A 24,356-nucleotide genomic window follows, 5' to 3' on the forward strand; every position below is an offset into this window, starting at 1 on the left:
CCCTTCGGGCGTGGACCCCAGGTCCACACCCGCCGGCCCGTGTGGACCTGGAGGCAACAGCCCCTGCCCCTCCCGCGCGCGCAACCCCCTGGAAGGACTGTGACGCGGTGCACGGCCCGCCACGTGCTACCTGGGGCTTCGCGTCATCTTCCGCGCGAGGTCCTCACCCCATGTCGTCCCTCCAGTTCCGAGCTCCCTCCAGGCTCCTGTTGACCGCGCTGTGTCTCACCGCGCTCCTGCCGCTCTCGCGCGCCAGCGCCGAGCCGGGCATCCGCATCCTCAACTCGCTGTCCACCGCGGACCTGGCCTTCAACGCCCTCACCACCAACTCCCGCTCGCTGGAGGCCCTCACCTCGCAGCCGCTGACCACGTACGCCTTCGAGGCGGACGCGCGCCTGCGCCACCAGCTGGAGGACCCGGCCGCGCGCAACGTCATGCACTACCTGGTGGAGTGCGCCCTGCCCGCCACCGCCACGGTGGAGTGGATGGACCGCAAGAAGGAGGTCCACTCCTTCTCGGGCGGCGTGGGCCTGTGCCCGGAGTGGGGCGTGCGCGCGCCGAGCGCCCAGTGCCTGGGCTACGTGAGCGCGTGCCTGCTGTCGCGCAACAACGCCTACGGCCACACGGTGGAGATTTCGATGCGCGGCGAGCACCCGAAGGACTCCCGGCTCTTCAACCCCACCGGCGTCACCCAGCAGTGGCACCCCATGTTCCTGCCCTGCGCGCACGGAGGCCGCGGCGCGTGGGAGGAGTGCGGCTGGGTGGGTGAGGGCGTGGGCAGCTGCACGCCGGGCGAGCAGGTCACCATCGCCGCGGGCGCGCCCCGGCTGGACACGTCGTGCACGACGACGCTGGGCTCCGGCGACGGCGACCGCGTGCTGCGCGTGTGCGCCCAGCCCCGGGGCTGCGAGGCCGCCAGCTCCCTGGCGCTCGGCGAGGGCAACGACTGCGGCGGCGCGCAGCCCAGCGCCACCTTCACCTGCCCCCGCGGCGGCAGGTACAGCGTCATGTCCGCGCCATATGACCGCTCCTCGCCGCCCGGCTCCTGGGTGCGCCCCGCCGTCACCCACGGCCGCTACCCCACCGAGTCCTTCGGCGCGTTCACCTTCCGCGAGGGCGCCTTCTTCGGAAACATCCTGGACCCCAAGGGACTCAACGTGGAGGTGCACATCAACATGGACACCTACGCGCCCTTCCTGTCCAAGCCCGACTTCGACGGCTACCCGTACCAGAACGCCCACGCGTGCTACTCGCGGGACTGGGTGGCGGGCGACGTGCACCTGGCCTCGCGCGTCTGCGCCAACGCCATCGTCGGCGGGCGCAACGCGTACGGCTGCCTGGCGCGCACCGTGGGCCCCTGCGAGCCCGACGCCTTCACCCCCAAGGCGGCCTGCGACGTGAACGACGGCCCCGTCGTCACCGCCGACGGTGACTTCGAGGTCTGCGCCGACACGGAGGGCGCCTACCACCTCGAGTCCATCACCACCGTGCTCAACAGCCCCTGTGACGCGCTGCCCCCCAGCGACCGCGTCACGTGCGACCCCGCGATGTGCGACTTCAGCTACTCCCCGCCCCGCTGCAAGAAGGGCTGTGAGCAGCGCTCCGCCTCCCAGTGCCTGGCGGTGGCCTGCGTGAAGAACCCCAAGCTCTGCGGCAAGAAGTAACCCCCCAGGGCCCCGGGAGGGTCGTCGCCCACCTCCCGGGCTCCATCCTCGGGCCGGCGGGGGGTGGGCGACGGCCCGTACACCCCAGGTGTATGAATAAAGCAGGCGGACGGCCGTCCCGAGCCGTGTTGCCGCCCGACGGCCACCGCCCCAGGAGCCCCGCCGTGTTCTCTCTTCGTTCCGCCTTGTGTGCCTTCCTCGCGCTGGGCCTGCTGCTGGGCACGACGTCGGCGGAGGCGCGCTTCGGCAAGCGCTCCCGGCCGTCGCAGAGCGACTCGAAGAAGGACGACGACAAGAACGACGACACCCACGAGGCCTCGCCGGTGGGCTCGCGGGATGACGACGACGATGACCGGCCCCGTCGCCGCCGGAGCAACCACCGCCGCCACGTCTCCTCCGGCGCGGGCGACGTGGTGGAGGGCCTGGGCTTCCTCGCCTTCGTGCTCTCCAGCGGCAACCACCGGCTGACCGTCGTGGACGAGCCCCGGCAGCGCGGGGAGCTGCGCCAGGAGCGCCACGCCGCGCCCCTCTCCTTCCGCCTGGGCCTGCAGGGCGGCCCCGTCAACAGCGGCGGCGCGGGGGACTTCTTCATCGGCCTGGAGGGCCGGCGCTTCGGCTTCGACGCGCGCGTCACCGGCATCGCCGTGGACGCCGACGACGGCACCGACGAGACCGACAACCTCACCCTGGTGGAGGCGCACCTGACGTGGGCGCTCGTCTCCCTGGAGCGCGCGCGGCTGCGCCTGGAGGCCGGCGTGAGCACCGCCAACGCGCCGGACATCACCTTCGTGGGCCCCAGCCTGGGCCTGTCCCTGGAGGCGTGCCTGGCCGGCACGCTGGACTTCGAGGCCCGCGCCCAGATGACGCCCTTCCCGTACCGGCAGGTGGACGCGAGCGCCGCGCTGGCGCTGCACCTGGGCGCGCTCGTGCTGCGCGGCGGCTACCGGGGGATGGTGCTCGACGACGCGGGCCAGGTGGACGGCGTGGTGCACCGCGACGGCTTCCACGGCCCCTTCTTCGGCCTGGGCCTCACCTACTGACGCGCTGAGCGGTCTCCTGCCGGGGGTCCGGGCAGTGCGCCTGGACCACGGCCATCAGGTCCTTGAGCCGCACGGGCTTGCGCAGAAGCGCCACCGCCCCCGGGGGACACGGGCCGGACTCCGCGCGCATCCCCACCACCCGCGAGCTGGCGAAGCGCGCGTCCTGCTTCAACGTCTCCAGGAGCGACGGCCCCTGGACACACGGCGCCTCCAGGTCCACCAACACCAGACACGGCACCTCCGTGGCCGCCAGCACCCGCACGGCCTCGCGGGCGTTGATGGCCATGTTCACGTCATAGCCTTCGGCCTGGAGCGCCTCCGCCATCACGCCCCGGAGGTCCGGGTCGTCCTCCACCAGGAGCACGGTCGGCTGCATCACCACATGGGTCACGATTGCCACCCTAGTGCCTCCTTCCCGGGCTGACACGCCTCGTTCCACCCCACGGCGCCTCATTGTCGAACCGTGAGCATCCGCACGGTGCGAGCAGGCGGATACGCCCGGCGCCCGTGGGAGGAGATGCACCGCGCGCGGGCGCTGCGCACCCGTGAGCGTCGGGTACACGAGCCTCGCGCGGCCCGGCTGTCACGTCGTGCGCACTCGGCGCCGTGTGCGCTGCCCACGGCCGTACAGCAGCGGCTGGCCAACGGCCGTCCGCCCTCGGGGGCCATGGCCGGCAAGGGCCGGGCGCCCTTGAATGTCGCTCCCCGTCGTCCCCGTCCCCGAGGAGTGCACCTTGCCCTCATCCAAGGCCGTGCTGGGCTGTGTGCTCGCCGCCACCGTCCTGCTGGAGCCCGCCCTCGCCGAGGCCCGCTTCGGCAAGCGCTCATCCTCGTCGTCCCCCGGCCGTGCCGGGCGCGGGTCGCCGCGCCGCGAGCACCCCTCCTCCCCCGCGGGACAACCTCGCGACGGCGCGCCCGCGCCCCACCCCGCGACGGCCATCGACACGAAGCCCCCGCGCGCGGACGACGACGACGCGCCCCGGAGGAGACGCCGGCGCGTGAGGGCCCCGGCGACGGGCGCGCTCGTGGGCGTGGGCGCCGCGGCGACGGGCACGTCCACGCTGCGCTCCAGCGCGAGCACCACGCGCCGGCGCGACGAGCCGGTGCCCCTGCTGGTGCGCATGGGCGCGCAGGCGGAGTGGCTCAAGGACGGCAGCGGCATGGGCGTGTTCATGGCCATGGAGGGGCGGCGGCTGGGCGTGGACACGCGCCTCACCGGCCTGTCGCTGAAGGCCGACGACGGCTCCGACACCGAGGACCGAATCACCCTGTTGAGCGCGCGACTGACGGCGGCGCTGTGGGCCAGCGCCCGGGGCCGGATGCGCGTGGAGGCGGGCCTGTCGAGCGCGCACGCGCCCGGCATCATCTTCGTGGGGCCCAGCTTCGGCGCGTCCGTGGAGGCGTGCATCGGCGCGTCCCCCCTGGACGTGGAGGCAAGGCTCAACGCCACGCCCTTCCCGCATCGACAGGTGGACATCCAGGCGGGCCTGGCGGCGCACCTGGGCGGCTTCAACGTGCGCGGCGGCTGGCGCGCGCTGTACCTCAACGACGCCGGACACCTGGACGGCGTCGAGCATGAAGAGGGCTTCGGCGGACCCTACTTCGGCCTGGGCCTCACCTTCTGACCTCCCGCGCGCGATGGGCGAGCGCTCGCCGCCCAGCGCGCGACGACGACGACAGGCCGGAGCCACCTTCCACGAGGAAGGCTCCGACCCCCTGCTCCGACTACTCGTCCGACGCCGCGGCCATGGGCGCCGAAGCGCCCTCGCCGACGTCCGACACCGTGGTGAGCCCCGAGCCGCGCTTGCCACTGCCCTTGCGCTTGGGCGGCGCGGGCGGGGGCGCGAGCGTCGGCGCCGAGCCGAACAGCCGCTCGTATGTCTCCGGCGCGTTGATGTTCACCAGCACCCCAGGGTCCTTCATGGGCACCCGGCGCACGCGCATGCCCTTGAGCACCGTCTCCAATTGCTCGCCGTCCGCCGCGCGCAGCCGCTCCGCCATCCCGCGCGACATCATCACCGGCCACCCCGGCGCGCCCTCGAACTCCGGACGCAGCATCTCGTCGGAGTCCCCCATCAGCTTGAGCATCGACTTCACCGTGTTGGTCCTGAGCGCCGGCATGTCCACCGGGTGCAGCACCACCACGTCCGCCCCCTCCGCCAGCGCCGCGTCCAGCCCCGTCTTCACCGAGGCCATCTGGCTGTCGCGCCACTGCTCGGACTCCCGGAGGTCCATCCCTGGATGCTGCTTGCGAATGGCCTCCGCGTCCTTCCCCACCACACCCAGCACCTGACAGCCCGCCTTGACGAAGGTCGACGCCAGCGACTGAAGGAAGCTCTTGTCGCCTTCGTGCAGGATGAGCGCCTTGGGGTGGGCCATCCGCCGGGCCTCGCCCGCTGCGAGGATGATCGCCACTGCCTTCATACCAAGCCTCCTCCGTCCCCCGGGGAATCGAGTGCCTCTTGGCCCGGGGCCACCGGGAACAGGCTGTGACCTCTCGGGGGGATTTTGAGCCCACCCCTCGGTGCGAGCCGTCAGCCGGCCCCCAGTCACTTCCCGCGCCGCGTCCGAGTGGCGAGAGCTGGAGCGTGCGCCCTCCGCAGACGCACGGCCCGCCTGCTCGTCCGCACCGCCCCGGAGGCTTGCTTCCCCTGCCCGGGGCCCGGAGGGCCTGGCGCGCTTCAATGCAGCCACCGGGGTGATGGCGCGTGGAGCAGCAGCGTCGTCGCGGGGGCCACCGTCTTTTCTTCCGTCCCCGCCAGCGCCTTGGCGGTCAGAATTTCAGCCAGCCGCGCCAGCGGCGCGAAGGCGGACAGCCGGCGCAGCTCGTCCTCGGACACCTCCCCCAACCACGCGCCGTCACGGCCATCCACGACGGACAGCGCGTGCACCGCGTGGTGGTGCATCACCTGGAGCGCCGAGAGGACGGTGTCCTCCGGGAAGAGCGTCACGGCGCGGGAAACGAGCATCTCGAACTCAGGGCTGCGGCACATCGTCACGGAAGGCCTCCAGAAAGCAGGCGTCAGGCGCCTCTGATCCACCCCCGTAGCAAGTGCCTTGCCGGGCCTGGATGACGGTTCGCCAGTCGACACACAACCCGCGACGCCGGATGCGCGATAATCCCCCTTGCGACCGCAGCCACCCCTCGACGCGTCCGTGGAGTCACCGCGATGAGCATCAAGCCCCTGCCCTCCTCCACGTCGTCTGCCGCGGCGCGTCGTACTCCCGAGCCCGTGGCCGCGCGCCCGGCGGAGGCGCCCAAGCCCAACCTGCTCGAGCGGATGGGCCAGGGGCTGCAGAACGTCGCGCGCGAGGCCAACCGGCTGGTGGACGGCTTCGAGGCGAAGCTGCCGGACCTGTCGCGCCTGGGTCTGCCGAAGCTGCCGGGCGCGGGGAACACGCCGTGGGCCGGCATCACCCTGACGGGCAAGCCGCTCCAGATTCCGCTCGACAAGCTGCTGCAGGTCGACCTGGGGGATTTGCGCAAGGTGCTCGAGCGCATCCTGCCGCCGAAGATCGACGACAAGCAGGGCAAGCAGCTCGTCGCGCAGACGAAGGACTTCCGCGACACGCTGGGCCAGGTGCGCTCGCTGGCGGCGCAGCTGGACATGCTGCCCTCCACGCACCCGCGCTATCCGCAAGTGAAGGCCGCGCTGGAGAAGGCGGAGGCGCAGCTCACCCAGACGACGGGCTACACGCGCGCCACCGCGCCGCGCCCCGGCTCGCTGTGGTTGGATCCGCAGTTCCTCGCCAAGGAGCTGCCCGGCGGCCAGGTCCACGCGAGCCGATTCCCCACGGGCACGCCGGTGACGAAGCCGCCCTCCGCGCTGGACATCGTGTCGGGTGGCGACGCGAGGAAGGCCGCCGAGTACACGGCCTCCGTCGCGCAGAACCGCGCCGAGGCGGGGATGCCGGTGCAGGGCGGCGAGCCCATGGGCGTGCACCTGAGCCTGGAGGGCGGTGGTGGCAAGGGCAAGCGCTACGCGGCCATGTTCGCGGAGATGCGCGACCTGGGCGTGGTGCCGGTGAGCCTGACGGGCACGTCCGCGGGCTCCATCGCCGCCGCGTTCGCCGCCACGGGCGCCACGCCGCAGCAGATTGAGGACGTGGCCAAGGACCCGCGCCTGGGCCAGTTGTATGACTTCGACCTGGACCTGAACGACGGTGGCCTCCTGGATGGCCAGGCCGCGTTCGACCTGTTCGACCAGAAGCTGCGCGAGCTGACCGGCATCACCGACCGGCCCGTCACCTTCGCGGACCTGAAGATTCCCCTGCAGCTGGTCGCCGCCAAGGCCTACGACAGCGCGGTGCCGGACGGCGGCTTCAAGAGCGCGCAGGACCGCATCTTCGTCTTCAGCCAGGAGACCACGCCGGACACGCCCGTGGCGCTCGCCATGCGCGCCTCCATGGCCATCCCCGGCGTGTTCGACCCGGTGCAGGTGGTGGACCCCGTCACCGGCCGCCAGATGCACCTGGTGGACGGCGGCACGCTGGACAACCTGCCCATGGGCTACGCGAAGAACGACCTGCCGCAGATCGGCGCGTCGCTGCAGTCGCGCGGCGGCACGCACCCGTCCAACGGCACCGCGCAGCCCAAGCCGCTGCCCACCGGCCAGCTCGACACCGACGACGCCCTCTGGAACGGCTTCAACGGCTACGCGATGCTCAAGGACAACGCCACCGAGGCCCAGGACTGGCGCGACAAGGCGAAGCCCGGCGCCAACCAGTTCATGCTCGCCGTGCCCACGTGGAACCTGGACGACCCCAAGCAGGGCAACAGCGTGCTCGGCTTCGGCTACGACGCCAAGGTGGACCCCAAGCTGGACACGCAGACGCGCCAGGTGACGCGCGACTTCCTGCGCGAGTTCATGGACGACATGAAGGTCCCCGGCTCGCGCGGCACCAACCTCGTCACCCAGGTCCCCAAGGACCTGAAGTTCAGCGAGGACGTCCAGATCTGGGGCGAGAAGTTCCAGGTGACGTACAGCGGCGGGGACACCGTCGTCGCCACCGCCGCCAATGGCAAACGTCACGAGGTCCGGCTCGGTCAGAAACAGATTGAAGCCCTCTGGTTGGATGGACAGACGTTCAAGGACTTCGACGCGCAGCTGTCCCACGTCCTCAGCGACGTGCGCAGCGTGCGGCCCTCCTGGCTCCCGTTCTGACGCGCGGTGCGGGGTTTGCGCCCCCGCTGCAACCTTGCACCTCCGGATACCTGGACCCACCCGGGGCGCCTTGCTGCGCACCCGGGTGTCGTCATTACGGTGTTTCAGGAACATCCCCTTGGAGGTCCTGAATGCAAGCGGAGCGAGGGCGGGCCTGGGTGCCCTGGCTGGTGACGGTGCTGGTGGTGCTGCTCGCGGGTGGCGTGCTGTACCTGGCGCACCGGGGCTCGGTGCAGGCCCAGGCGCAGGCGGAGGAGGCGCGCAAGGCGGCGGACGAGGCCACCGCGCGCGCCCGTGACGCGGACGCCGCCCGTCAGCAGGCCGAGGAGAAGCTCGCGGCGCTGCAGACCGAGCACACGAAGCTGACGACGGAGAAGGAGCAGCTCAATACGGAGAAGGAGCAGCTCACCCAGACGGTGCAGGAGCAGGAGGCGGAGCTCGCCAAGCTCAAGGCCACCTATGACGACCTGCAGGACAAGATGAAGGCCGAAATCGCGGAGGGCGCCATCAAGCTGTCGCAGGCCCAGGGCCGCATCCAGGTGGACCTGGTGGACAAGGTGCTCTTCGACTCCGGCGACGCGAGCATCAGCAAGCGCGGCCAGGAGGTCCTCAAGCGGCTGGGCGGCGTGCTGGCCAAGGTGGATGACAAGGCCATCCAGGTGTCGGGCCACACGGACGACTCGCCGCCGTCGCAGAAGCTGCAGACGACCTTCCCCACCAACTGGGAGCTGTCCGTGGCGCGCGCCGTCAACGTGGTGCGCTTCCTCCAGGAGCACGGCAACGTGCCGGCGCGCCGGATGCTCGCCGCGGGCTATGGCGAGATGCGCCCCATCTCCGCCAACGCCACCCCGCAGGGCCGCGCGCGCAACCGCCGCATCGAGGTCCTGCTCATCCCCGACCTCGCGGCGAAGAAGGCCGGCGTGAGGACGGCGCGCGACACGCGCTGAAGCCAAGACACGCGTGAGACATGTGACACGCCCCCTGGGCCTGAAACATGTCTCACGCGGGCAGCCCCGCTACTTCTTCTTCACGGACTCGAGCAGCTTGCGGAAGGCCTTCTCAGACGCCGCCACGCTCTTCTCCGGCCCGGTGAGCTTGAAGAACAGCGCGCCCTCGGGCCCCTCCACGATGGCGCCCAACAGCCGGTAGCCGGGCTTGGGCGTGGACGGGCCCATCATCGGGCCGCCGCCCGCGTACGTGCCCTTCACGTCCACCGTCGTCACCGGCATGCCGTTGAGCTTCTCCGTCTTCGTCTTGGCCACCTTGTCCACCGGCTTGCCGTCCGCCGTCTGGAACTGGCCCAGCCACCGCTTCACGTTGGCGTCCACCGCGCCGCCCTGGCCCTGGCCGAAGTAGAACACCGCCAGCTCCCCCCCTTCCGCGTCGCCCTTCGCCGCCGGCAGCTTGTACGTCGCCGCGCGCATCGGCCGCTCACCCTGCGCTTCCCACTCCTTCGGCGCCGTCCACGTCAGCCCTCCGGCCTCCTGGGCCGACGCCACCATCGCCACGCACGTCACCAGCACACTCAGCAGTCGGTTCATCCGCTGAGCGTACCGGTGTTCGAGCCCGGCGCAGTGTGTCAATGACAGACGGTGCCACCCGGGCATACGGTCGTGCATGACTGACACGACGCGTCAAGTCCCATCGCTTTCGGCCAACCCACTTACGTGGTACGCCACGCGACTGTCACCTAGTCCTGCAGTCCAATCCTGGACTCGGAGGGGGTTGTATCCATGAAAAAGGCGTTGTTCCTCGGGGCTCTGGCCCTGGGCACGGTAGCGTGTGATCCAGAGATCGCGCAGGACCCGGCGGTCGACCCGGCCGACGTCCAGGTCGCGGAGTTCGACCCCTCCGCGTCGCCTGCCGTCGTCCCCTCTCCGAATGACCTGGCCATGGGGGTGGATGCCAATGGCGACCCCATCGTCAACGCTCCGGCCAACCCGAACACGCCCGCCGCGGAGCAGGAGTTCACGCGGGACTACCTCAACACGCTCAACGGCTTCCCGACGACGGCCATCGCCACCACGGTGGTGAAGAACCTGAACCCGGAGACGGTGAACGCGTCGACGGTCAAGTTCATCAACCTGTCCGCGGCCGTCACCGGCCCGGTGACGCCGACCATCGGCTACCGCGAGGCGACGAACCAGATCACCGTCATCCCGCCGCAGCCCCAGGGCTGGCCCAAGGGCGGCAAGTACGCCGTCGTCATCGTGGGCGGCGACAAGGGCGTGAAGACCAAGGACGGCAAGTCCATCATCGGCACCGCCACCTGGTCGCTCGCCAGCTCCACGCTTCCGCTGGTCAACTGTCCCGACAACAACCTGGCCTCCGACAACTGCACGCTGGCCACCGAGCTCATCCCGTCCTCGGAGCGTGACCCCGCCGCGCGCCTGGCGGACCAGCTCAACAGCGCCAAGCGCCTGGAGCAGATGCGCCGCGGCTACGCGCCCCTGCTGGACCTGGTGTCCGCGCAGAACGGCCTGGACCGCAACGACCTGGTGCTGGCCTGGACGTTCAGCATCATGAACCAGCCGGAGATGACGTTCGACCCCACGAACAGCATCATCCCCTTCCCCAACGACCTCTTGCGCGTGCCGCGCACGGCCACCGCCCCCGCGCGCCTGAACCTGCCGGTCCCCCCGGGCACGGGCACGGTGCAGGACCTCATCAAGGGCCTGAACACCCTGGATGGCTGGTCCACCACGGCCCCCATCATCTCCGAGAACGGCCCCACCCGCGGCATCATCGAGGCGGACCTCAAGGTCGACCCGGCCACCGTCGCGCTGGGCAAGCAGGTGCTGTTCGTCAAGCTGACCCCGGGCGGCAGCCAGCCCAAGGTCAAGGTCTGCATCAACTGCGCGTCCAGCTCCAAGCGGGACGGCTCGGCCGCGGACCCCGCGCCCCAGCAGCTGCAGATCATCCCCGAGATTCCGCTCGACCCCGCCAGCCAGTACGCCGTGGTGGTGCTGCGCGGCGTGAAGGAGCAGGCCGCCGAGGGCGCCAAGGCCCGCGCCGTCGCGGTCCCCGCGGCCCAGGCCCTGATGAAGCTCGCCTCGCCGCTGTTCGTGGACGGCAAGAGCCAGATTTCGGCCGTGCCGGACGCCACCGCCGCCGCGGTGGAGCCCGCTCGCGCCGCCATGAAGCCCCTGTTCGACGCGCTGGCCGCCAACGGCATCGCGCGCAAGGACATCCTGCTGGCGTGGGCCTTCACCACCCAGAGCACGCACACCGTGCTGGACTCGCTGCACAAGGTGCCCGCCTCGCCGCTGCCGGACTCCCCGGTGTCGCTGGTGGACCAGACGGCCAACATCATCGGCGCCATGGAGGCGCTCAGCCTGGAGCACCAGCACGTGGGCCGCGCGCTCGCGGGCACGTTCCTGTCGCCCTTCCTCCTGGATGACGTGAACGGCGCGCTCAACCCCGCGCGTCCCCAGCACCTGGACCACATCCCGTTCCTGCTCATCCTGCCGGCCACGCCCGCTCCCGCGGGCGGCTACAAGACGGTGGTCTTCGGCCACGGCCTGGGCGGCAACCGCACCGACGCGCTGGCCATCACCAACAAGCTCAACGAGGCCGGCTACGCGGTCGCCGCCATCGACACCGTGTTCCACGGCGAGCGCACCAGCTGCGCGGGCATCACCGCCGCCTCCGGCACGGGCCCCATCACCACGCCCGACATGGCCTGCTCCACCGGCACCTGCGACGTGACGCCGGGCAGCGCCACCTTCGGCCGCTGCGTCGCGCCGGACACGGCCATCGCCTGCAACCCGGTGGGTGGCGGTGACGCCACGTGCGCCGCGGCCGGCCAGGGCGTGTGCCTCAACACCGGCAAGTGCGAGGGTGGCGACTTCCGCCGCGCCTCCGCGGGCAGCCCCCCGGTCGTCTCCAGCTGGAACTTCCTCAACCTCACCAACCTGTTCGCCACGCGCGACAACTTCCGTCACCACGTGCTGGACATCTCCCAGTTCACGCGCGTGCTGGCGAGCGACGGCCTGCGCGGCATGCTCAACCAGATGTCCGAGGGCAACTACATCAACGCCACCACGGTGGACTACGTGGGCCAGAGCCTGGGCGGCTTCCAGGGCACCCTGTCCGCGTCCGTCAACGAGCGCATGCGCCGCGTCGCCCTCAACGTCCCGGGCGGCGACCTGGTGGACACGCTGCTGACGTCCACCAACCCGACGTTCGCCGCGCGCCGCGAGGGCTTCCTGTCCTTCCTCGAGTCCGTGGGCCGCGTCTCCGGCACCCCCGGCTTCGATGAGTTCATCGTCCTGGCGCGCACCATCCTGGACCCGGCCGCGCCGCGCAACTACGGCTGGTACCTGGAGAACTTCGACAAGGCCCCCGAGGGCCGCGAGGCGTTCATCCAGTACATCCAGGGTGACGAGGTGATTCCGAACCCGGTGACGCAGGGCCTCATCGCGTCCGCCAACCGCACGGGCGCGACGCGCACGGTGCAGAGCTACATGGCGCAGATCGACCCGCTGCCCACGTCCGCCCGCCACGCGTTCCTGCTCATCATCAACGCGCAGGACCCGGGCAACGCGTTCCTCCGGAGCGTGCGTGACACGGCCCAGGCCCAGGTCATCCAGTTCCTCAACACGGGCACGGCGAACGAGTAGTCCTGACGGACAGGAAATAGGGGAATGACTCACATGAAGAAGACACTGTCCCTCGTCGCGCTCCTGGCCGCGGGTAGCTCCCAGGCGGCCGGCTTTCAGATCAACACCCAGAGCGCCCGCTCCTCGGGCATGGGCAACGCGGCGGCCGCGTGGCTGGACGACTCGTCGGCCATCTACTCGAACGCCGCGAACATCCTCGGTGTGAACAAGCTGGACGTGCAGATTGGTGACACCGGCATCCTGCCGGCCATCAAGTTCACGCCCGACAACGGCACCGAGCAGGGTCAGAAGACGACCCTGTCGCCTCCGCCGCACCTGTTCCTGGTCTACAAGCCGTTCGACCGGGCCGCGGTGGGTCTGGGCATCTACACGCCCTTCGGCGCGCGCAGCCGCTGGGAGGATGGGTTCGTGGGCCGCTTCCGCGCCCAGGAGTCCGCGCTGTCCGTCTACAACATCAACCCGACGGCGGCGTACCAGCTCCACGAGCGCTTCCGCGTGGGCGGCGGCATCAACATCTACCGCTCCACCCTGGAGCTCAAGCGCGCCCTGGGCTTCGTCGAGTCCGAGGGCCAGGTGCACCTGGGCGGCAGCGACTGGGGCTGGGGCTACAACATCGGCGTCCAGGCCGTGCTGTGGCCCAAGCTGGTGACGTTCGGCCTGCACTACCGCAGCGCTGCGGACCTGTCGTTCAAGGGCCAGGCGGACTTCCAGAACGTGCCGGTGGAGTTCCAGACGCGCCTGCCGGACACGCGCGTGCAGGGTGACGTCACGCTGCCGGCCACCATCGCCGCGGGCATCGCCGTCACGCCGCTGGAAAATCTCAAGATCGCCTTCGACGCGAACTGGGTGGACTGGTCCTCGTTCCAGGAGCTCGCCATCGAGTTCCCGGACAACCCGGCCATCAACAACCCGCTGCCCAAGCAGTGGCGCGCGAAGTGGAACTACCACCTGGGCGCCGAGTACGGCGTGACGCAGGCCTTCCAGGTCCGCGCCGGCCTCATCTACGACCCGGCCCCCAGCCCGGGCAGCACGCTGACGCCGGACCTGCCGGACGCGAACCGCTTCGGCGTGTCCGGTGGCCTCGGCTACAACTGGAACGGGCTGCGCGCGGACTTCGCGTACCAGTTCGTCAGCCTCTCCGACAAGGAGAGCTCGGCCCCGGGCATGTCCGGCGTCTACAACGGCTCCGCGCACGTGTTCGGCCTGACGCTCGGCTACTCCATGTAGTCGGCTGACGCCGCGCCGGTCCGCTCCGTCGGGCCGGCCGCGTCGCGACACGCCCGGGTCTCCCGCATGGGGAGCCCGGGCGTCGTCGTTTCAGAGGCCCGCGCTTCAGACGCGCAGGTCACCGTCGTGCAGCACGCGGCCCGACGCCAGCACGCGCGCGGAGCGCTGCAGCCGCTCGGTGCCCATGCGCATCAGCTGCCCCTTCAGGCCCGGCTGGCTGAGCAGGTGCTTCTCGAACGCGGCGCGAGGCAGCCGCAGCACCACGCCCACGCCCTCCGCGCGCACCGTCGCGGACACCGGCTTGTCGAGCAGCAGGGAGATTTCGCCGAACACGTCCCCCTCGTGCAGCTCCGCCAGCGCCACCCGTCGGCCATCCGGATGAAGCAGCCACGGCGTGCACCGTCCACGCAGGAGCACGTAGAAGGCGTCACCCGGCTGCCCCTGTGTCAGCAGCACCTCGCCCTCGGCGATGGGGCGCAGGCTGAAGTCCAGGCTGAGCGCGGCCTTCTGCGCGGGCGTCAGCCGGCTGAGCAGCGGGTTGCTGCGCAAGAGGTTGTCCACCAGCCTGCGCCGGTAGAAGTCCTCCACCACCCGCGCCACGCGCGGCTGGCGCGCGGACACGGACGAGAGCGCCTCCCGCGTCAGCTCCAGCAGCACCGCGCGCTCGGTGACGACGACGCTCGCCAGCCGCGGACCCTCGGACACCAGCGCCAGCTCGCCGAAGACGTCCCCGGGCGCCACCGCGCCCACCACGGCGCGCTCCCCGTTCTCCAGCGCGCGCGCGACGTCCGCGCGGCCCTCCACCAGCACGAACATGGACGCGCCCGCCTCGCCCTCTTGCACCACCGGCTGGCCGGGGAAGAAGGCGCGCGCCTGGAGCACGTCCACCAGCGCGACGAAGTCCTCGCGGCCCAGCCGGGAGAAGAGCCCCGAGACGCCGTCCTCACACGCCTCCGAGCACAGCGCGAAGCGCTCGGCCAGCGCCGCCTGGGTGCGCGCCCTCACGGAGGCCGGCGCCCCCAGGCGCCCCAGGGCCACGCACGCGGCCACCGCGCGCAGGGGTTGCAACGCCTTGGCCCAGGCCAGCGCGGCGGCCTCGTGCGCGGCCGCGGCGTCGCTCGTACGGCCGAGCCACTCGAGCAGCTCCGCCACCTGCTGGCGCACCTCCGCGTCGTCGGGGGCGTGCTTCAAGAGCGCCTGGTACTCGGCGAGCGCCGCCTCCAGCTGGCCCTGCCGGGCGAGCTGGACCGCCCGCGCCCTCCCCTCGACACGCGTGTCCGCCATCCCGCCATCCTACCGTCCCCGCGCGTCCTACGTGCTGAGCACCCGCACCCGCTCCGCCAGGTTGTGGGTGAACAGCCGGTAGATGCGCAGGGCCGCCGCCTCGTGGGTGGCCAGGTAGTGCTGGAAGTCCGCGCGCGTCACACGCAGGGCCCTCACCGTGGAGCTGGAGCGCACGTGCGCGGACGTGGGCCCATCCAGGATGAGGGAGATTTCCCCCAGCCACGCGCCGGGCCCCAGCGTGTTGAGCCGCCGGGCGTCCGGCCCCGGACCGCTCGACACCTCCACCGTGCCCTCCAGCAGCACCAGGAGCCCCGTGCCCCGCGCGCCTTTCTCCAGCACCGTGGTGTCCTCGGGGATGACCACCTGCCGCGCCACGCGGTAGAGGTCCTTGAGGTCCTCCAGCGCCAGCTCCCCGAAGATGGGAATCGCCTTGAGGTACTCGTACCCGTCGGGCGTCGCGCCCGGCCGCTCGGCCACCGGCGACGAGGACTCCCCGGACGCGGGCGAGCCATCACTCAAGCCCAGGTGCCGGAGCAGCCGCAGGTGCTCGGCCTTGAGCACCTCGTCCTCGCGCGCGGCCGCGGACTCCTGCCGCGCATCCGCCAGCAGCACCAGCGCGCGCATGGACTCCCCCTGCTCGTCGAGCAGCGCGCACATGCGCAGCACCGCCTCGCGTCGGCGGGGGTGCTCGGACGGCACGCCGCGCAGCGCCTCCAGCTCCGCGTGCGCGTAGCCCAGCGCGTGGTACACCTCCGCGGCCTCCAGGGGACGCTGCAGCCGCGTCAGGCAGTGCGCCATGGACTCGCGCGCCTCCAGGGAGCGGTACAGCTCCAGCGCCCGCTCCAGCGCGCCGCCGCGCTCGAAGGCCGCCGCCGCTCTCGCGGGCTCTCCCGCGCGAAGCCACGCCTCCGCCGCCATCAGCAACGAGCCCGCCTGCTCATGCAGCGTCGCGGCCTCGGCGTCCGCGCCCTGGGCCTCCAGGAGCCGCGCCGCGCCCGCGAAGTCCCGGGCCCGCCGCAGCACGTCCACCAGCGCCGTGCGCGCCTGTGCGGGCACGTTCGCGGAGTCCACCAGCACGCGCTCGCGCTGCCCGGGGGACAGGTCCTCGTAGGCCCGCACCGCCACGTCCACCGCTCCCTGCATCACCGCCTCCCACACCGAACGTGCAGGGCCACCCATGGGCAGACGTCGCCCCCGGGCGCCCTCCTCGGGAATGAGGTCGGACCTCTCCGCGGCCCCCGCCATGTCGTGCTCCCCCCTGCCACAAGTCTGCGTCGTGCGTAGCAGACCGGCCGCCACGAGGCGAGTCCCCCACGGGTCACCCGCACCCGTGAAGTGGTGGCTGCAAAACCTTCCGCCCACACCACCGCCACGTGGGGTGGGGTGGCAAAGCGCCGCACCCGTCCGCACGAAACCCTCCGCTATATGTGGGAGGCCCAATCGTTAAGGTCCGGGATGGGCCGTCACCATCCCGGGAGCCCCGTCATGTCGCATCAGCACCCCCACCGTTGGAGCCAGGTCCTCTGCCTGCTGGCCGTGTGCGCCGGGACGACGGCGAGCGCCCACGCGGGCCTGCCCGAGACGTCCAACGTCACCCTCCGCCGAGGCCACCCGGAGGACTTCTTCCTGGGCGCGACGTTCGGCGCGGTGATTTCGCGCGACGCTGGCAAGACGTTCCGGTGGATATGCCCGGACGCGATGGGCTACGGCGGCTGGAACCCCACGGCCTACCTGTGGCGTGAGGCCGGCGACATCATGGCGGCCACGGGCAGCGCGCTGCTGCGCTCCCCCGACGGCGGCTGCTCGTGGAACACGCACCCCTACTTCAAGGACACCTGGGTCTCCGGCCTCGCGGCGCACCCCACCGATGACCGCGTGCTGTACGTCGTCACCTCGCGGCACGGCAGGCCCAATGGCCTGTACCGCTCCCAGGACGGCGGCGAGACGTGGGCCCCCTCTCCCCTGCTGCGCCAGGGCCTGGTGCTCAACGCGGTGCGCGTGTCCCCGGCGAACCCCCAGCGCCTGTACGCGACGGGCAAGGAGGAGGGCCGGATGCTCCTGCTGCGCAGCGACGACGCGGGAGAGACGTGGCGCGAGGTGGTGCACACGCTGGCGCCGCTCTTGTTGCCTTACGACTTGATGGTGGAGGCGGCGGACCCGGTGTCGGCGGACATCGTGTGGGCGCGCGTGTCGTCGCAGGGCTCCACCTTCATGCTGCGCAGCGACGACGGCGGCGAGACGTTCGTCAACGTCTCCGAAATCCAGGACGTCTTCATCAACATGGAGCTGTCCGCCGACGGCAAGACGACGTGGGTCGGCACGCTCAACCACTTCTTCCGCGGCCCCTCCACGGGCCCGCTGGACATGCTGACGCTGCCCACGGGCAACGCGTGCGTGCTGCGCCAGGGCGACACGCTCTACGGCTGCGGCTCCACGTGGCTGCACGACTGGGCGCTCGCGCGCAGCACCGACCAGGGCAGCACGTGGGAGCACCTGTTCGGCCTCTACGAAATCCAGGGCACGCACCACTGTCCGCGTGGCACGCCGGTGCGGGACCTCTGCCCCAGCCGCTGGCCCCAGCTGGCCGAGCAGCTCGGCGCGCCGCTGTATCCGGATGGCGGCGTCGAGGAGCCGACACCCGAGGACGCGGGCACGCCCGACGCGGGAGCGCCCGACGCGGGAACCCCCGATGCAGGCTCCACTCCTGAACCCCCGCCTGGTCCCAAGGGGTCGGGAGGCTGCGGGGCGATGGGTGGGAACATGGCGCCGCTGCTGATGTTGCTGTCCCTCTTCACCCTGCTGCGCCGTGGTCGGCGGCGTGTGCACTCCACGACAGGTCCCCTCCCATGAAGCCCCTCTCGCGAAGCCTCCTCTGGACCACCTCCGCGGCCGCCCTGCTGGCCCTGACCTCCGCCTGCGGTGACGACGAGCCCACCGGCTCCCAGTGTGGCGAGCCACTCTACGGAGGAGACGCCACGGACGAGGCCTGGCGAGCGCTCGTGGACGCACGGAACCTGGCGAAGGCGGACGAGGAGGCCACGGCGCTGTCCTCGCCCCAGAGCAACACGCGCTATGCCTTCGACGCGGCGGCGCCGACGTGGACGTGGGACTCGTCGCTCGCCCAGGCGCTGCCCCGCTCCAGGCCCGCGAGCCCCCTCGACACCGCGCGCACGATGCTGGCGACGGTGGGACAGTGGCTGCTGCCCACCGCGCACGCGCACCTGCCGCCCTTCACCGGGGACATCTACTGGGTGCAGGTGACGGTGCCCGGGCGCGAGTGCCCGGTGGAGATGCTCACCTCGAACCTGTCCTGGCAGCTCGACGCCGCGACGTGGGACACGCTCAAGGCCAACGCCGGCAAGGACCTGTCCGTGCAGGTGACGAGCGCGTACCTGCTCCAGAACCGCATCCAGGAAGGGCCGTACCTCCTGGCCCAGCCCGTCACCTTCCGCATCGAGCCGGAGGCGCCATGACGCGACGACTCGCGCGCGCGTGGGTGCCCGCGCTGGGACTGCTGCTCGGCGCCTGCTCCGAGGAGAAGAGTCCCTTCGACGGCGTGAAGCCCCCGGACGGCCTTCAGTACGAGCACGAGACGCCGTGGACCGAGGGCAGCACCGTGCCCCCTCCCGGTCCGGGCGGACGCGTCCTGGTGACCAACAGCCTGGATGACACCGTGAGTCTGTTGGAACTGGATGGCGCCACCGCGCCGGGCTGGCGGGAGCTGGCGCGCGTGCCGGTGGGGCTCAACCCGGTGGAGCTGGAGGGCCCCCACCACACGGCGGTGTCACCGGACGGCGCCTTCTATTACGTGGGCATCTCCAACTACGTGCCGGGCGGCGGCTCGGGGCCTCACGGCGCGCACGGCACGGGCTCGGATGACGGCTACTGCCTGAAGCTGGACGCGCGCGACAACCGGCGGGTCGGCGCGGTGCGCGTGGACCCCAACCCTGGCGACGTCATCGTCAGCAAGGACGGCAAGACGCTGTACCAGTCGCACTTCGACACGCTGAAGATTGTCGAGGTGGCGCGGCGCGGCGGCACCGAGGAGGAGATGCACGCGCGGCTGGCCATCATCGACGCGGAGACGATGACCCGGAAGGCCATGCTTGAGGTGTGCCCGGCGCCGCACGCCATCCGCCTGTCCCCGGACGAGCGCACCGCGTACATCGCCTGCTGGTCCGACGAGGTGGCCATCGTCGACCTCACCGCGCTCACCGAGAAGCCCCGGCGCGTGAAGGTGGCCCCCGGCGCGGGCACCGCCATCGCGCCCCGACACCAGCCCTACGCACTGACGATGTCGCCCACCACGGGCGATGTCTGGGTCAGCTCCATGGCGAGCCGCGAGCTGCAGGTGCTGGAGTCCGCGACGAACACGATGAACGCCGCGCGCACGATTCGCCTCGCGGGCGCGCCCATGTTCGGGGACTTCAGCCAGGACGGGAAGACGCTCTACGTGCCGTACCAGGGCGTGGAGGCGCTGCTCGTCATCGACGCGGCCACAGGCAACATCCAGCGCGAAATCGACCTGGCGCCCGAGGGCTGTCTCAACGCGCATCAAGCGACGCTGACGCCGGATGGCAGCCACGCGCTCGTCGTCTGCGAGGGCGACCACGTGGGCCCCGGCACGCTGCACGCGGTGAACCTGGCCGACGGCGCGGTGGTGAACACCGTGCGCGTGGGCATCTTCCCGGACTCGGTGAGCATCCTCGGAGGTCGACGATGAGCCGCGCGTCCTGGAAGCTGTGGCCCTGCGTGGCGCTCGCGCTGTTCACCTCCGCGTGTGGTGACGAGGCCGAGCCGCCCACCGCGGCGGAGTACGGCGAGCTCTTGTTCCGCGACGCGCGCCTGTCGGAGAGCCAGTTCAACGCCTTCTCCTGCGCCACCTGTCACGCGACGACGCCCACGCCGCTCGATGGCCGCATGGACTCCGGCTACACGCTGCACAACGTGGTGTCGCGTCCGGACTGGTGGGGCGGCTACGAGACGAACCTGCTGGACGCGGTGAACTTCTGCTACGTCAGCTTCATGCGAGGCGTGCAGCCGCTGCCGGTGGACTCGCCCCAGAGCCGCGCGCTGTACGAGTACCTGGTGAGCATCAGCCCGGATGCCCAGGCGCCCGCCCTGCCCTACACCGTGGTGAAGGACATCGTCGAGGTGCCTCGCGGCAGCATGGAGCGCGGACAAACCGTGTATCGCGCGGCCTGCCAGGAATGCCACGGTGAACTCCATACAGGCGCGGGGCGCCTGACGGAGCTGGCCTCCATCCTGCCGGAGGTGACGCGGGATTACGACGAGCTCTTCCCGGGTATCCCCCACTCGCTCGTCGTCATCGAGAAGGTGAGACACGGCCAGTTCTTCCACATCGGCGGCAACATGCCCGCCTACAGCCTGGAGGCCCTCTCCGATGCGGACATGGGAGCGCTGCTGACGTACCTGGGGCTGTAGTAGGAAACCCGCATGGGTTTCTTCAAGAAGCTGTTCGGGTTCGGGAAGAAGGTCGAGGACACGCAGGCGGCGGTGGACCCTCGGGAGTACCTGCTGCGCGAGACGGAGTCGGTGTTGAACGCCGACCCCGCCGTGTCGCAGGTGACGCGCCTGCCGGGCGAGTACGGGTTGAGCTTCCTGTACCACGGCAAGGAGATGCGCACGTACCTGGAGAACCTCTTCGCGGAGACGCGCGAGGTCTCTCCCGAGGAGCGCACGCGCATCATCGAGCGCTTCATCAGCGCCATCTCCAGCCCGAGTGGCAGCTCGCTCACCTGGGAGGAGGCTCGCGAGCGGCTGTTGCCCGTGCCGCGCGCGGCCTCGTTCGGCGGCCAGATGCCGACGGGCGCGCACGCCTCCAGCTTCATGGTGGAGCGGCGCACCATCCCCTTCCTGCGCGAGCTCTTGGTGGTCGACCTGCCGGAGACGAGCATGTACGTGCAGCCCGACCTGCTGGAGCAGTGGGGCGTCAGCGTGGACGAGGCCTTCCAGGCCGCGTACGCCCACCTGGACACCCTGCGCGACGTGGGCGTGGAGCTGCAGGAGGAGCGCCCCAGCCCGCTGTGGTCGGTGGACTCGAACGACACCTACGAGGCGTCGCGGCTGCTCCTGCCGGGCTTCCTCGCGTCCTTCGCGGGCAAGGTGAAGGGGCGCCCCGTGGCCGCCATCCCCACGCGCTCCATGATGCTCATCACCGGGGACCAGGACCCGGTCATGCTGGAGCGCTTGTGCGACGTGGCCGAGCGGGAGCACGAGGCGAGCTCGCGCGGCATCTCCTTCGCGCTCTACACGGTGGATGACGCGGGCCGCGTGGTGCCGTACCGGCGCCCGGGTGACGACGCGCTCGCGCAGCGCATCCGCGGCAACCACGTGCGCTTCGCCATGGTCGAGTACGGCGAGCAGAAGGCGCTGCTCGAGGCCCAGCACCAGTCGAGCGAGCTGGACGTGTTCGTCCCCAGCTTCAGCGTCATCGTGCGCGAGCGGGACAGCCGGCCCATCTCCTGGTGCAGCTGGGCCCGCGAGGTGGACTCGATGCTGCCGGAGACGGACGTGGTCATCGTCGAGGCGGCCCAGGAGGGCTCGGACGAGCTGTGCATGGTGCCCTTCGCCGACGTGCTCCGGTTGGCGGGCCACTGCCTGACGCCCGTGCCCGGGGCGTGGCCTCCGCGACACCGGACGCTGTCCTGGCCGGACGACGCCGTGCTCGAGAAGCTGCGCGCCGCGAAGGTCGACCCCGGCAGCATCGTCGACCCCTGAGTCGAGCGAGGTCAGCCGGCCTCCGGCCCGTGCGTCCGCGGCGGGCCGTTTCACACCGAGGAGATGACGAGATGCTCGCCTGCGTGGACGTGGACTACCGCGAAGACCTCACCGTGGCCGCGTGCGTCTTGTTTCGCGATTGGGTGGACGGTGTGGAGGCCGGGCACCATGTGGACCGCGGGCCTCGCGCGGCGGAGTACGAGCCCGGCCAGTTCTACCGCCGGGAGCTGCCCCACCTCTTGCGCGTGCTCGCCCTGGTGACCCAGCCGCTGGAGGCCATCGTCGTCGACGGCTACGTCTGGCTCGGCCAGGACAAGCCGGGGCTGGGAGCCCACCTGCATGAGGTGCTGGGGCGCGCCGTCCCCGTCATCGGCGTGGCCAAGACGTCCTTCCACTCCAGCGACGTCGCCCTGCCGGTGCTGCGCGGCCAGAGCCAGCGCCCGCTGTTCGTCAGCGCGGTGGGCCTGAGCACCACCGCCGCCGCCGAGTCCATCCAGCGCATGCACGGCGCCTCGCGCATACCCACCCTGCTGGGCCGCGTGGACCGGCTGTGCCGCGAGTCGTGAGCGCCCCTGACACGCGCGTCGCGCCCCTGCGCCTGCGCCGTGTCCTCCACGAGTGACTGTCGCTCTGAGGCCGAGTTCCACACCCCTGGTATGGGCCTTGCTGGATGGGCGGACCCATGCGCCCATCGCGTCGTCCTCGGAGTCATCATCTGGTGACGGGGTTGCTGCTCGCCCTCGTCATCTCGGCGTGTCCCCCGGAGCCTCGCGCCCTCACGCGCGCGGAGGTGGAGTCCATCACCTTCACGCGGCTGGAGCGCTTCAGCTCGGAGGCGGAGCTCGACGCGCACCTGGCGCGGGTGGAGGCGATCCGCTCGAGTCTGGCCACGGGAGGCGGCCCCGTCATCGGCTGCGGCGGTGAGCACGCGGACGGAGAGCCGTCCCCGCAGACACCCGACGAGTCGGAGCCCTCCATCACCCACAACCAGGAGGCCGGCGTCGACGAGGGCGACATCGTCAAGGCGGTGGGGGACTGGTTCGTGGTGCTGCGGCGGGGACGGCTCTTCACGGTGCGCCAGGGGGAGGGCGTGCTGGAGCCGGTGACGCAGGTGGACGCGCACGCGCCGGGCTTCACCCGAGGCACCTGGTACGACGAGATGCTGGTGTACGGACGGCGCATCGTCGTCGTGGGCTACAGCGCATCGGTGAACGCGACCGAGCTGGGCCTGTTCCGCCTGGACGACGCGGGCGGGTTGACCCACGAGGCCACGCACTTCCTCAGCTCGAGCGACTACTACTCCAGCCGCAACTACACGAGCCGGTTGGTGGGCGGCACGTTGGTGTTCTACCTGCCCTATCATCCCCTGTCGGGCGGCACGGTGTCGCTGCCGTCCACGCGCGCGTGGGTGCGCGGCAACGAGACGACGGCCTGGCGCCCCATCCTCTCGCGACTGGAGGTGTTCAAGCCGGTGCAGACCACGTTGCAGCCGATGCTGCACACGGTGGTGCGTTGTGACCTGGACGCGGCGGAGTTCACGTGCACGGCCAGCGCGTTGATGGCGCCCGTCTCGCGGACCTTCTACGTGTCGCGGGACGCCGTGTACCTGTGGGTGTCTCCGGGGTTCGAGTGGTGGACGGTGGAGGGCGGGGTGCGGAGCACGACTCCAGACTCGGTGGTGTATCGGTTGCCGTTGGATGGCGGCGAGCCTGGGGCGCTTCGTGCGCGGGGTGCGCCCATCGACCAGTTCTCGTTCCGGCAGGACGAGGATGGACATCTGGATGCGCTGCTCGTGGCCACGGGCCAGGGCGATTCGATGTGGGGGCCGGAGCTGACGCGGGGGGATGGACGCTTCGCGCTCCTGCGTGCGCCGGTGGCGGCGTTCGACGCGGAGCTGCACGGGCTGCGCGCGGAGCACTTCACGGTGCTGCCGGGACCGGTGACGGGCACGCTGCGCAATCGCTTCGTGGGGAACCATGTGCTGTGGGGTTCGGGCGATGCGACGAATCAGGGTTCGAGTCGAGGTGAGCACGCGGTGTGGGTGACGGACGTGCGCGTGCCCTCGGACGTGCATCGGTTGGTGCTGGAGCACTCGGTGACGCGGCTGGAGCCGCTGGGGAGCACGGGCGCGCTCGTGGTGGGGCAGGACTTGTTCGGGTTGAGGTTGAGCACGCTGGCGCTCACGGAAGGTGGGCCCGTGAGGAGTGACTCGCTCTCACGCCCCGGGGCGACCCAGGGCGAGACGCGCAGTCACGGGTTCTTCTTCAAGCCGGATGGGACGGGGGGCGGCGTCATGGGCTTGCCCGTGCGGATGCAGGGGGGCTCGTGGAGTCACTTGAGATACGGCTCCGCGGAGGTGTCCTTCCTGCGGGTGGACGCGGGATTGCGATTGTCGAGCCTGGGCGCGCTGGAGGCGTCCACGGAGGCTCGTGATGACGGGTGCACCAGGTCGTGCACGGACTGGTACGGCAACGCGCGCCCCATCTTCTACCGGGACCGCGTCTTCGCGTTGATGGGCTATGAGTTCGTCGAGGCCCGCGTCACCGAGAGCGCCGTGGAGGAGTCGTCTCGCGTGAGCTACTTGCAGCCGGGACGCTGAGGCCGCCCGGGAAC

General features: G+C 71.2%; 20 protein-coding genes. 14 read left to right on the forward strand and 6 right to left on the reverse strand.

The window, feature by feature from the left end:
• Positions 1–170 precede the first annotated feature (170 nt).
• Both AC6JA9_RS39955 and AC6JA9_RS39960 read left to right on the forward strand, forming a co-directional pair.
• Positions 171–1,664, forward strand: a complete 1,494-nt coding sequence (locus AC6JA9_RS39955; RefSeq protein ID WP_223751160.1) for a hypothetical protein — start codon at positions 171–173, stop codon at positions 1,662–1,664.
• 164 nt (positions 1,665–1,828) lie between these two features.
• Positions 1,829–2,704, forward strand: a complete 876-nt coding sequence (locus AC6JA9_RS39960; protein WP_497958710.1) for a hypothetical protein — start codon at positions 1,829–1,831, stop codon at positions 2,702–2,704.
• On the opposite strand, the gene AC6JA9_RS39965 is transcribed toward AC6JA9_RS39960, so the two are convergent.
• Entirely contained in the window at positions 2,694–3,104 is a 411-nt protein-coding gene (locus AC6JA9_RS39965; RefSeq protein WP_223751162.1) for a response regulator transcription factor, read from the reverse strand. The two genes, AC6JA9_RS39960 and AC6JA9_RS39965, sit on opposite strands and share 11 nt — an antisense overlap.
• A gap of 334 nt (positions 3,105–3,438) precedes the next feature.
• Between AC6JA9_RS39965 and AC6JA9_RS39970 the strand changes: the two genes are divergently transcribed.
• Complete coding sequence (locus tag AC6JA9_RS39970; RefSeq protein ID WP_223751163.1) at positions 3,439–4,329, forward strand: hypothetical protein; 891 nt, start codon at positions 3,439–3,441, stop codon at positions 4,327–4,329.
• 100 nt (positions 4,330–4,429) lie between these two features.
• Here the strand turns inward: AC6JA9_RS39970 and AC6JA9_RS39975 are convergent, their stop codons facing one another.
• Entirely contained in the window at positions 4,430–5,128 is a 699-nt protein-coding gene (locus AC6JA9_RS39975) for a nucleotidyltransferase family protein (RefSeq protein ID WP_141324256.1), read from the reverse strand.
• A gap of 257 nt (positions 5,129–5,385) precedes the next feature.
• Entirely contained in the window at positions 5,386–5,697 is a 312-nt protein-coding gene (locus AC6JA9_RS39980; protein WP_141324287.1) for a hypothetical protein, read from the reverse strand.
• 177 nt (positions 5,698–5,874) lie between these two features.
• On the opposite strand from AC6JA9_RS39980, the gene AC6JA9_RS39985 reads away from it, so the two are divergent.
• Together AC6JA9_RS39985 and AC6JA9_RS39990 are read left to right on the forward strand one after the other, a co-directional pair.
• Positions 5,875–7,869, forward strand: a complete 1,995-nt coding sequence (locus AC6JA9_RS39985; protein WP_497958711.1) for a patatin-like phospholipase family protein — start codon at positions 5,875–5,877, stop codon at positions 7,867–7,869.
• A 131-nt stretch (positions 7,870–8,000) separates the two neighbouring features.
• Positions 8,001–8,816: an OmpA/MotB family protein gene (locus AC6JA9_RS39990; protein ID WP_223751165.1), complete on the forward strand. Its 816-nt coding sequence runs from the start codon at positions 8,001–8,003 to the stop codon at positions 8,814–8,816.
• Between the two features lie 69 nt (positions 8,817–8,885).
• Here the strand turns inward: AC6JA9_RS39990 and AC6JA9_RS39995 are convergent, their stop codons facing one another.
• Positions 8,886–9,410: a hypothetical protein gene (locus AC6JA9_RS39995; protein WP_223751166.1), complete on the reverse strand. Its 525-nt coding sequence runs from the start codon at positions 9,408–9,410 to the stop codon at positions 8,886–8,888.
• A gap of 192 nt (positions 9,411–9,602) precedes the next feature.
• Between AC6JA9_RS39995 and AC6JA9_RS40000 the strand changes: the two genes are divergently transcribed.
• Together AC6JA9_RS40000 and AC6JA9_RS40005 are read left to right on the forward strand one after the other, a co-directional pair.
• Positions 9,603–12,491 carry a hypothetical protein gene (locus AC6JA9_RS40000; protein WP_408888805.1) on the forward strand — a complete coding sequence of 963 codons (2,889 nt, stop codon included), beginning with the start codon at positions 9,603–9,605 and terminating at the stop codon, positions 12,489–12,491.
• Positions 12,492–12,524: 33 nt separating this feature from the next.
• Positions 12,525–13,718, forward strand: coding sequence for an OmpP1/FadL family transporter (locus tag AC6JA9_RS40005; protein ID WP_248545451.1), 1,194 nt, complete (start codon positions 12,525–12,527; stop codon positions 13,716–13,718).
• A gap of 105 nt (positions 13,719–13,823) precedes the next feature.
• On the opposite strand, the gene AC6JA9_RS40010 is transcribed toward AC6JA9_RS40005, so the two are convergent.
• Both AC6JA9_RS40010 and AC6JA9_RS40015 read right to left on the reverse strand, forming a co-directional pair.
• Positions 13,824–15,002: a cyclic nucleotide-binding domain-containing protein gene (locus tag AC6JA9_RS40010; RefSeq protein WP_223783900.1), complete on the reverse strand. Its 1,179-nt coding sequence runs from the start codon at positions 15,000–15,002 to the stop codon at positions 13,824–13,826.
• Between the two features lie 27 nt (positions 15,003–15,029).
• Positions 15,030–16,247: a cyclic nucleotide-binding domain-containing protein gene (locus tag AC6JA9_RS40015; RefSeq protein ID WP_141324262.1), complete on the reverse strand. Its 1,218-nt coding sequence runs from the start codon at positions 16,245–16,247 to the stop codon at positions 15,030–15,032.
• Between the two features lie 240 nt (positions 16,248–16,487).
• On the opposite strand from AC6JA9_RS40015, the gene AC6JA9_RS40020 reads away from it, so the two are divergent.
• From AC6JA9_RS40020 to AC6JA9_RS40050, 7 genes are all read left to right on the forward strand, one after another.
• Positions 16,488–17,852, forward strand: a complete 1,365-nt coding sequence (locus AC6JA9_RS40020; RefSeq protein ID WP_223783898.1) for a WD40/YVTN/BNR-like repeat-containing protein — start codon at positions 16,488–16,490, stop codon at positions 17,850–17,852.
• On the forward strand, positions 17,849–18,475 hold the full coding sequence (locus AC6JA9_RS40025) for a hypothetical protein (protein WP_497958712.1): 627 nt from the start codon (positions 17,849–17,851) through the stop codon (positions 18,473–18,475). The genes AC6JA9_RS40020 and AC6JA9_RS40025 overlap by 4 nt, the downstream gene beginning before the upstream one ends.
• Positions 18,472–19,725, forward strand: coding sequence for a YncE family protein (locus AC6JA9_RS40030; RefSeq protein ID WP_408888801.1), 1,254 nt, complete (start codon positions 18,472–18,474; stop codon positions 19,723–19,725). Before AC6JA9_RS40025 ends, AC6JA9_RS40030 begins: the two co-directional genes overlap by 4 nt.
• Entirely contained in the window at positions 19,722–20,447 is a 726-nt protein-coding gene (locus AC6JA9_RS40035; RefSeq protein WP_248545456.1) for a c-type cytochrome, read from the forward strand. Before AC6JA9_RS40030 ends, AC6JA9_RS40035 begins: the two co-directional genes overlap by 4 nt.
• A 12-nt stretch (positions 20,448–20,459) precedes the next feature.
• Complete coding sequence (locus AC6JA9_RS40040; RefSeq protein WP_497958713.1) at positions 20,460–21,743, forward strand: DUF1444 family protein; 1,284 nt, start codon at positions 20,460–20,462, stop codon at positions 21,741–21,743.
• A gap of 71 nt (positions 21,744–21,814) precedes the next feature.
• Positions 21,815–22,309, forward strand: coding sequence for an endonuclease V (locus AC6JA9_RS40045; protein ID WP_497958714.1), 495 nt, complete (start codon positions 21,815–21,817; stop codon positions 22,307–22,309).
• Between the two features lie 116 nt (positions 22,310–22,425).
• A complete protein-coding gene (locus AC6JA9_RS40050) occupies positions 22,426–24,342 on the forward strand; it encodes a beta-propeller domain-containing protein (protein ID WP_497958715.1) in 1,917 nt (638 codons plus the stop codon).
• Positions 24,343–24,356: the final 14 nt, after the last annotated feature.

Source organism: Myxococcus sp. MH1 (genome assembly GCF_059738865.1).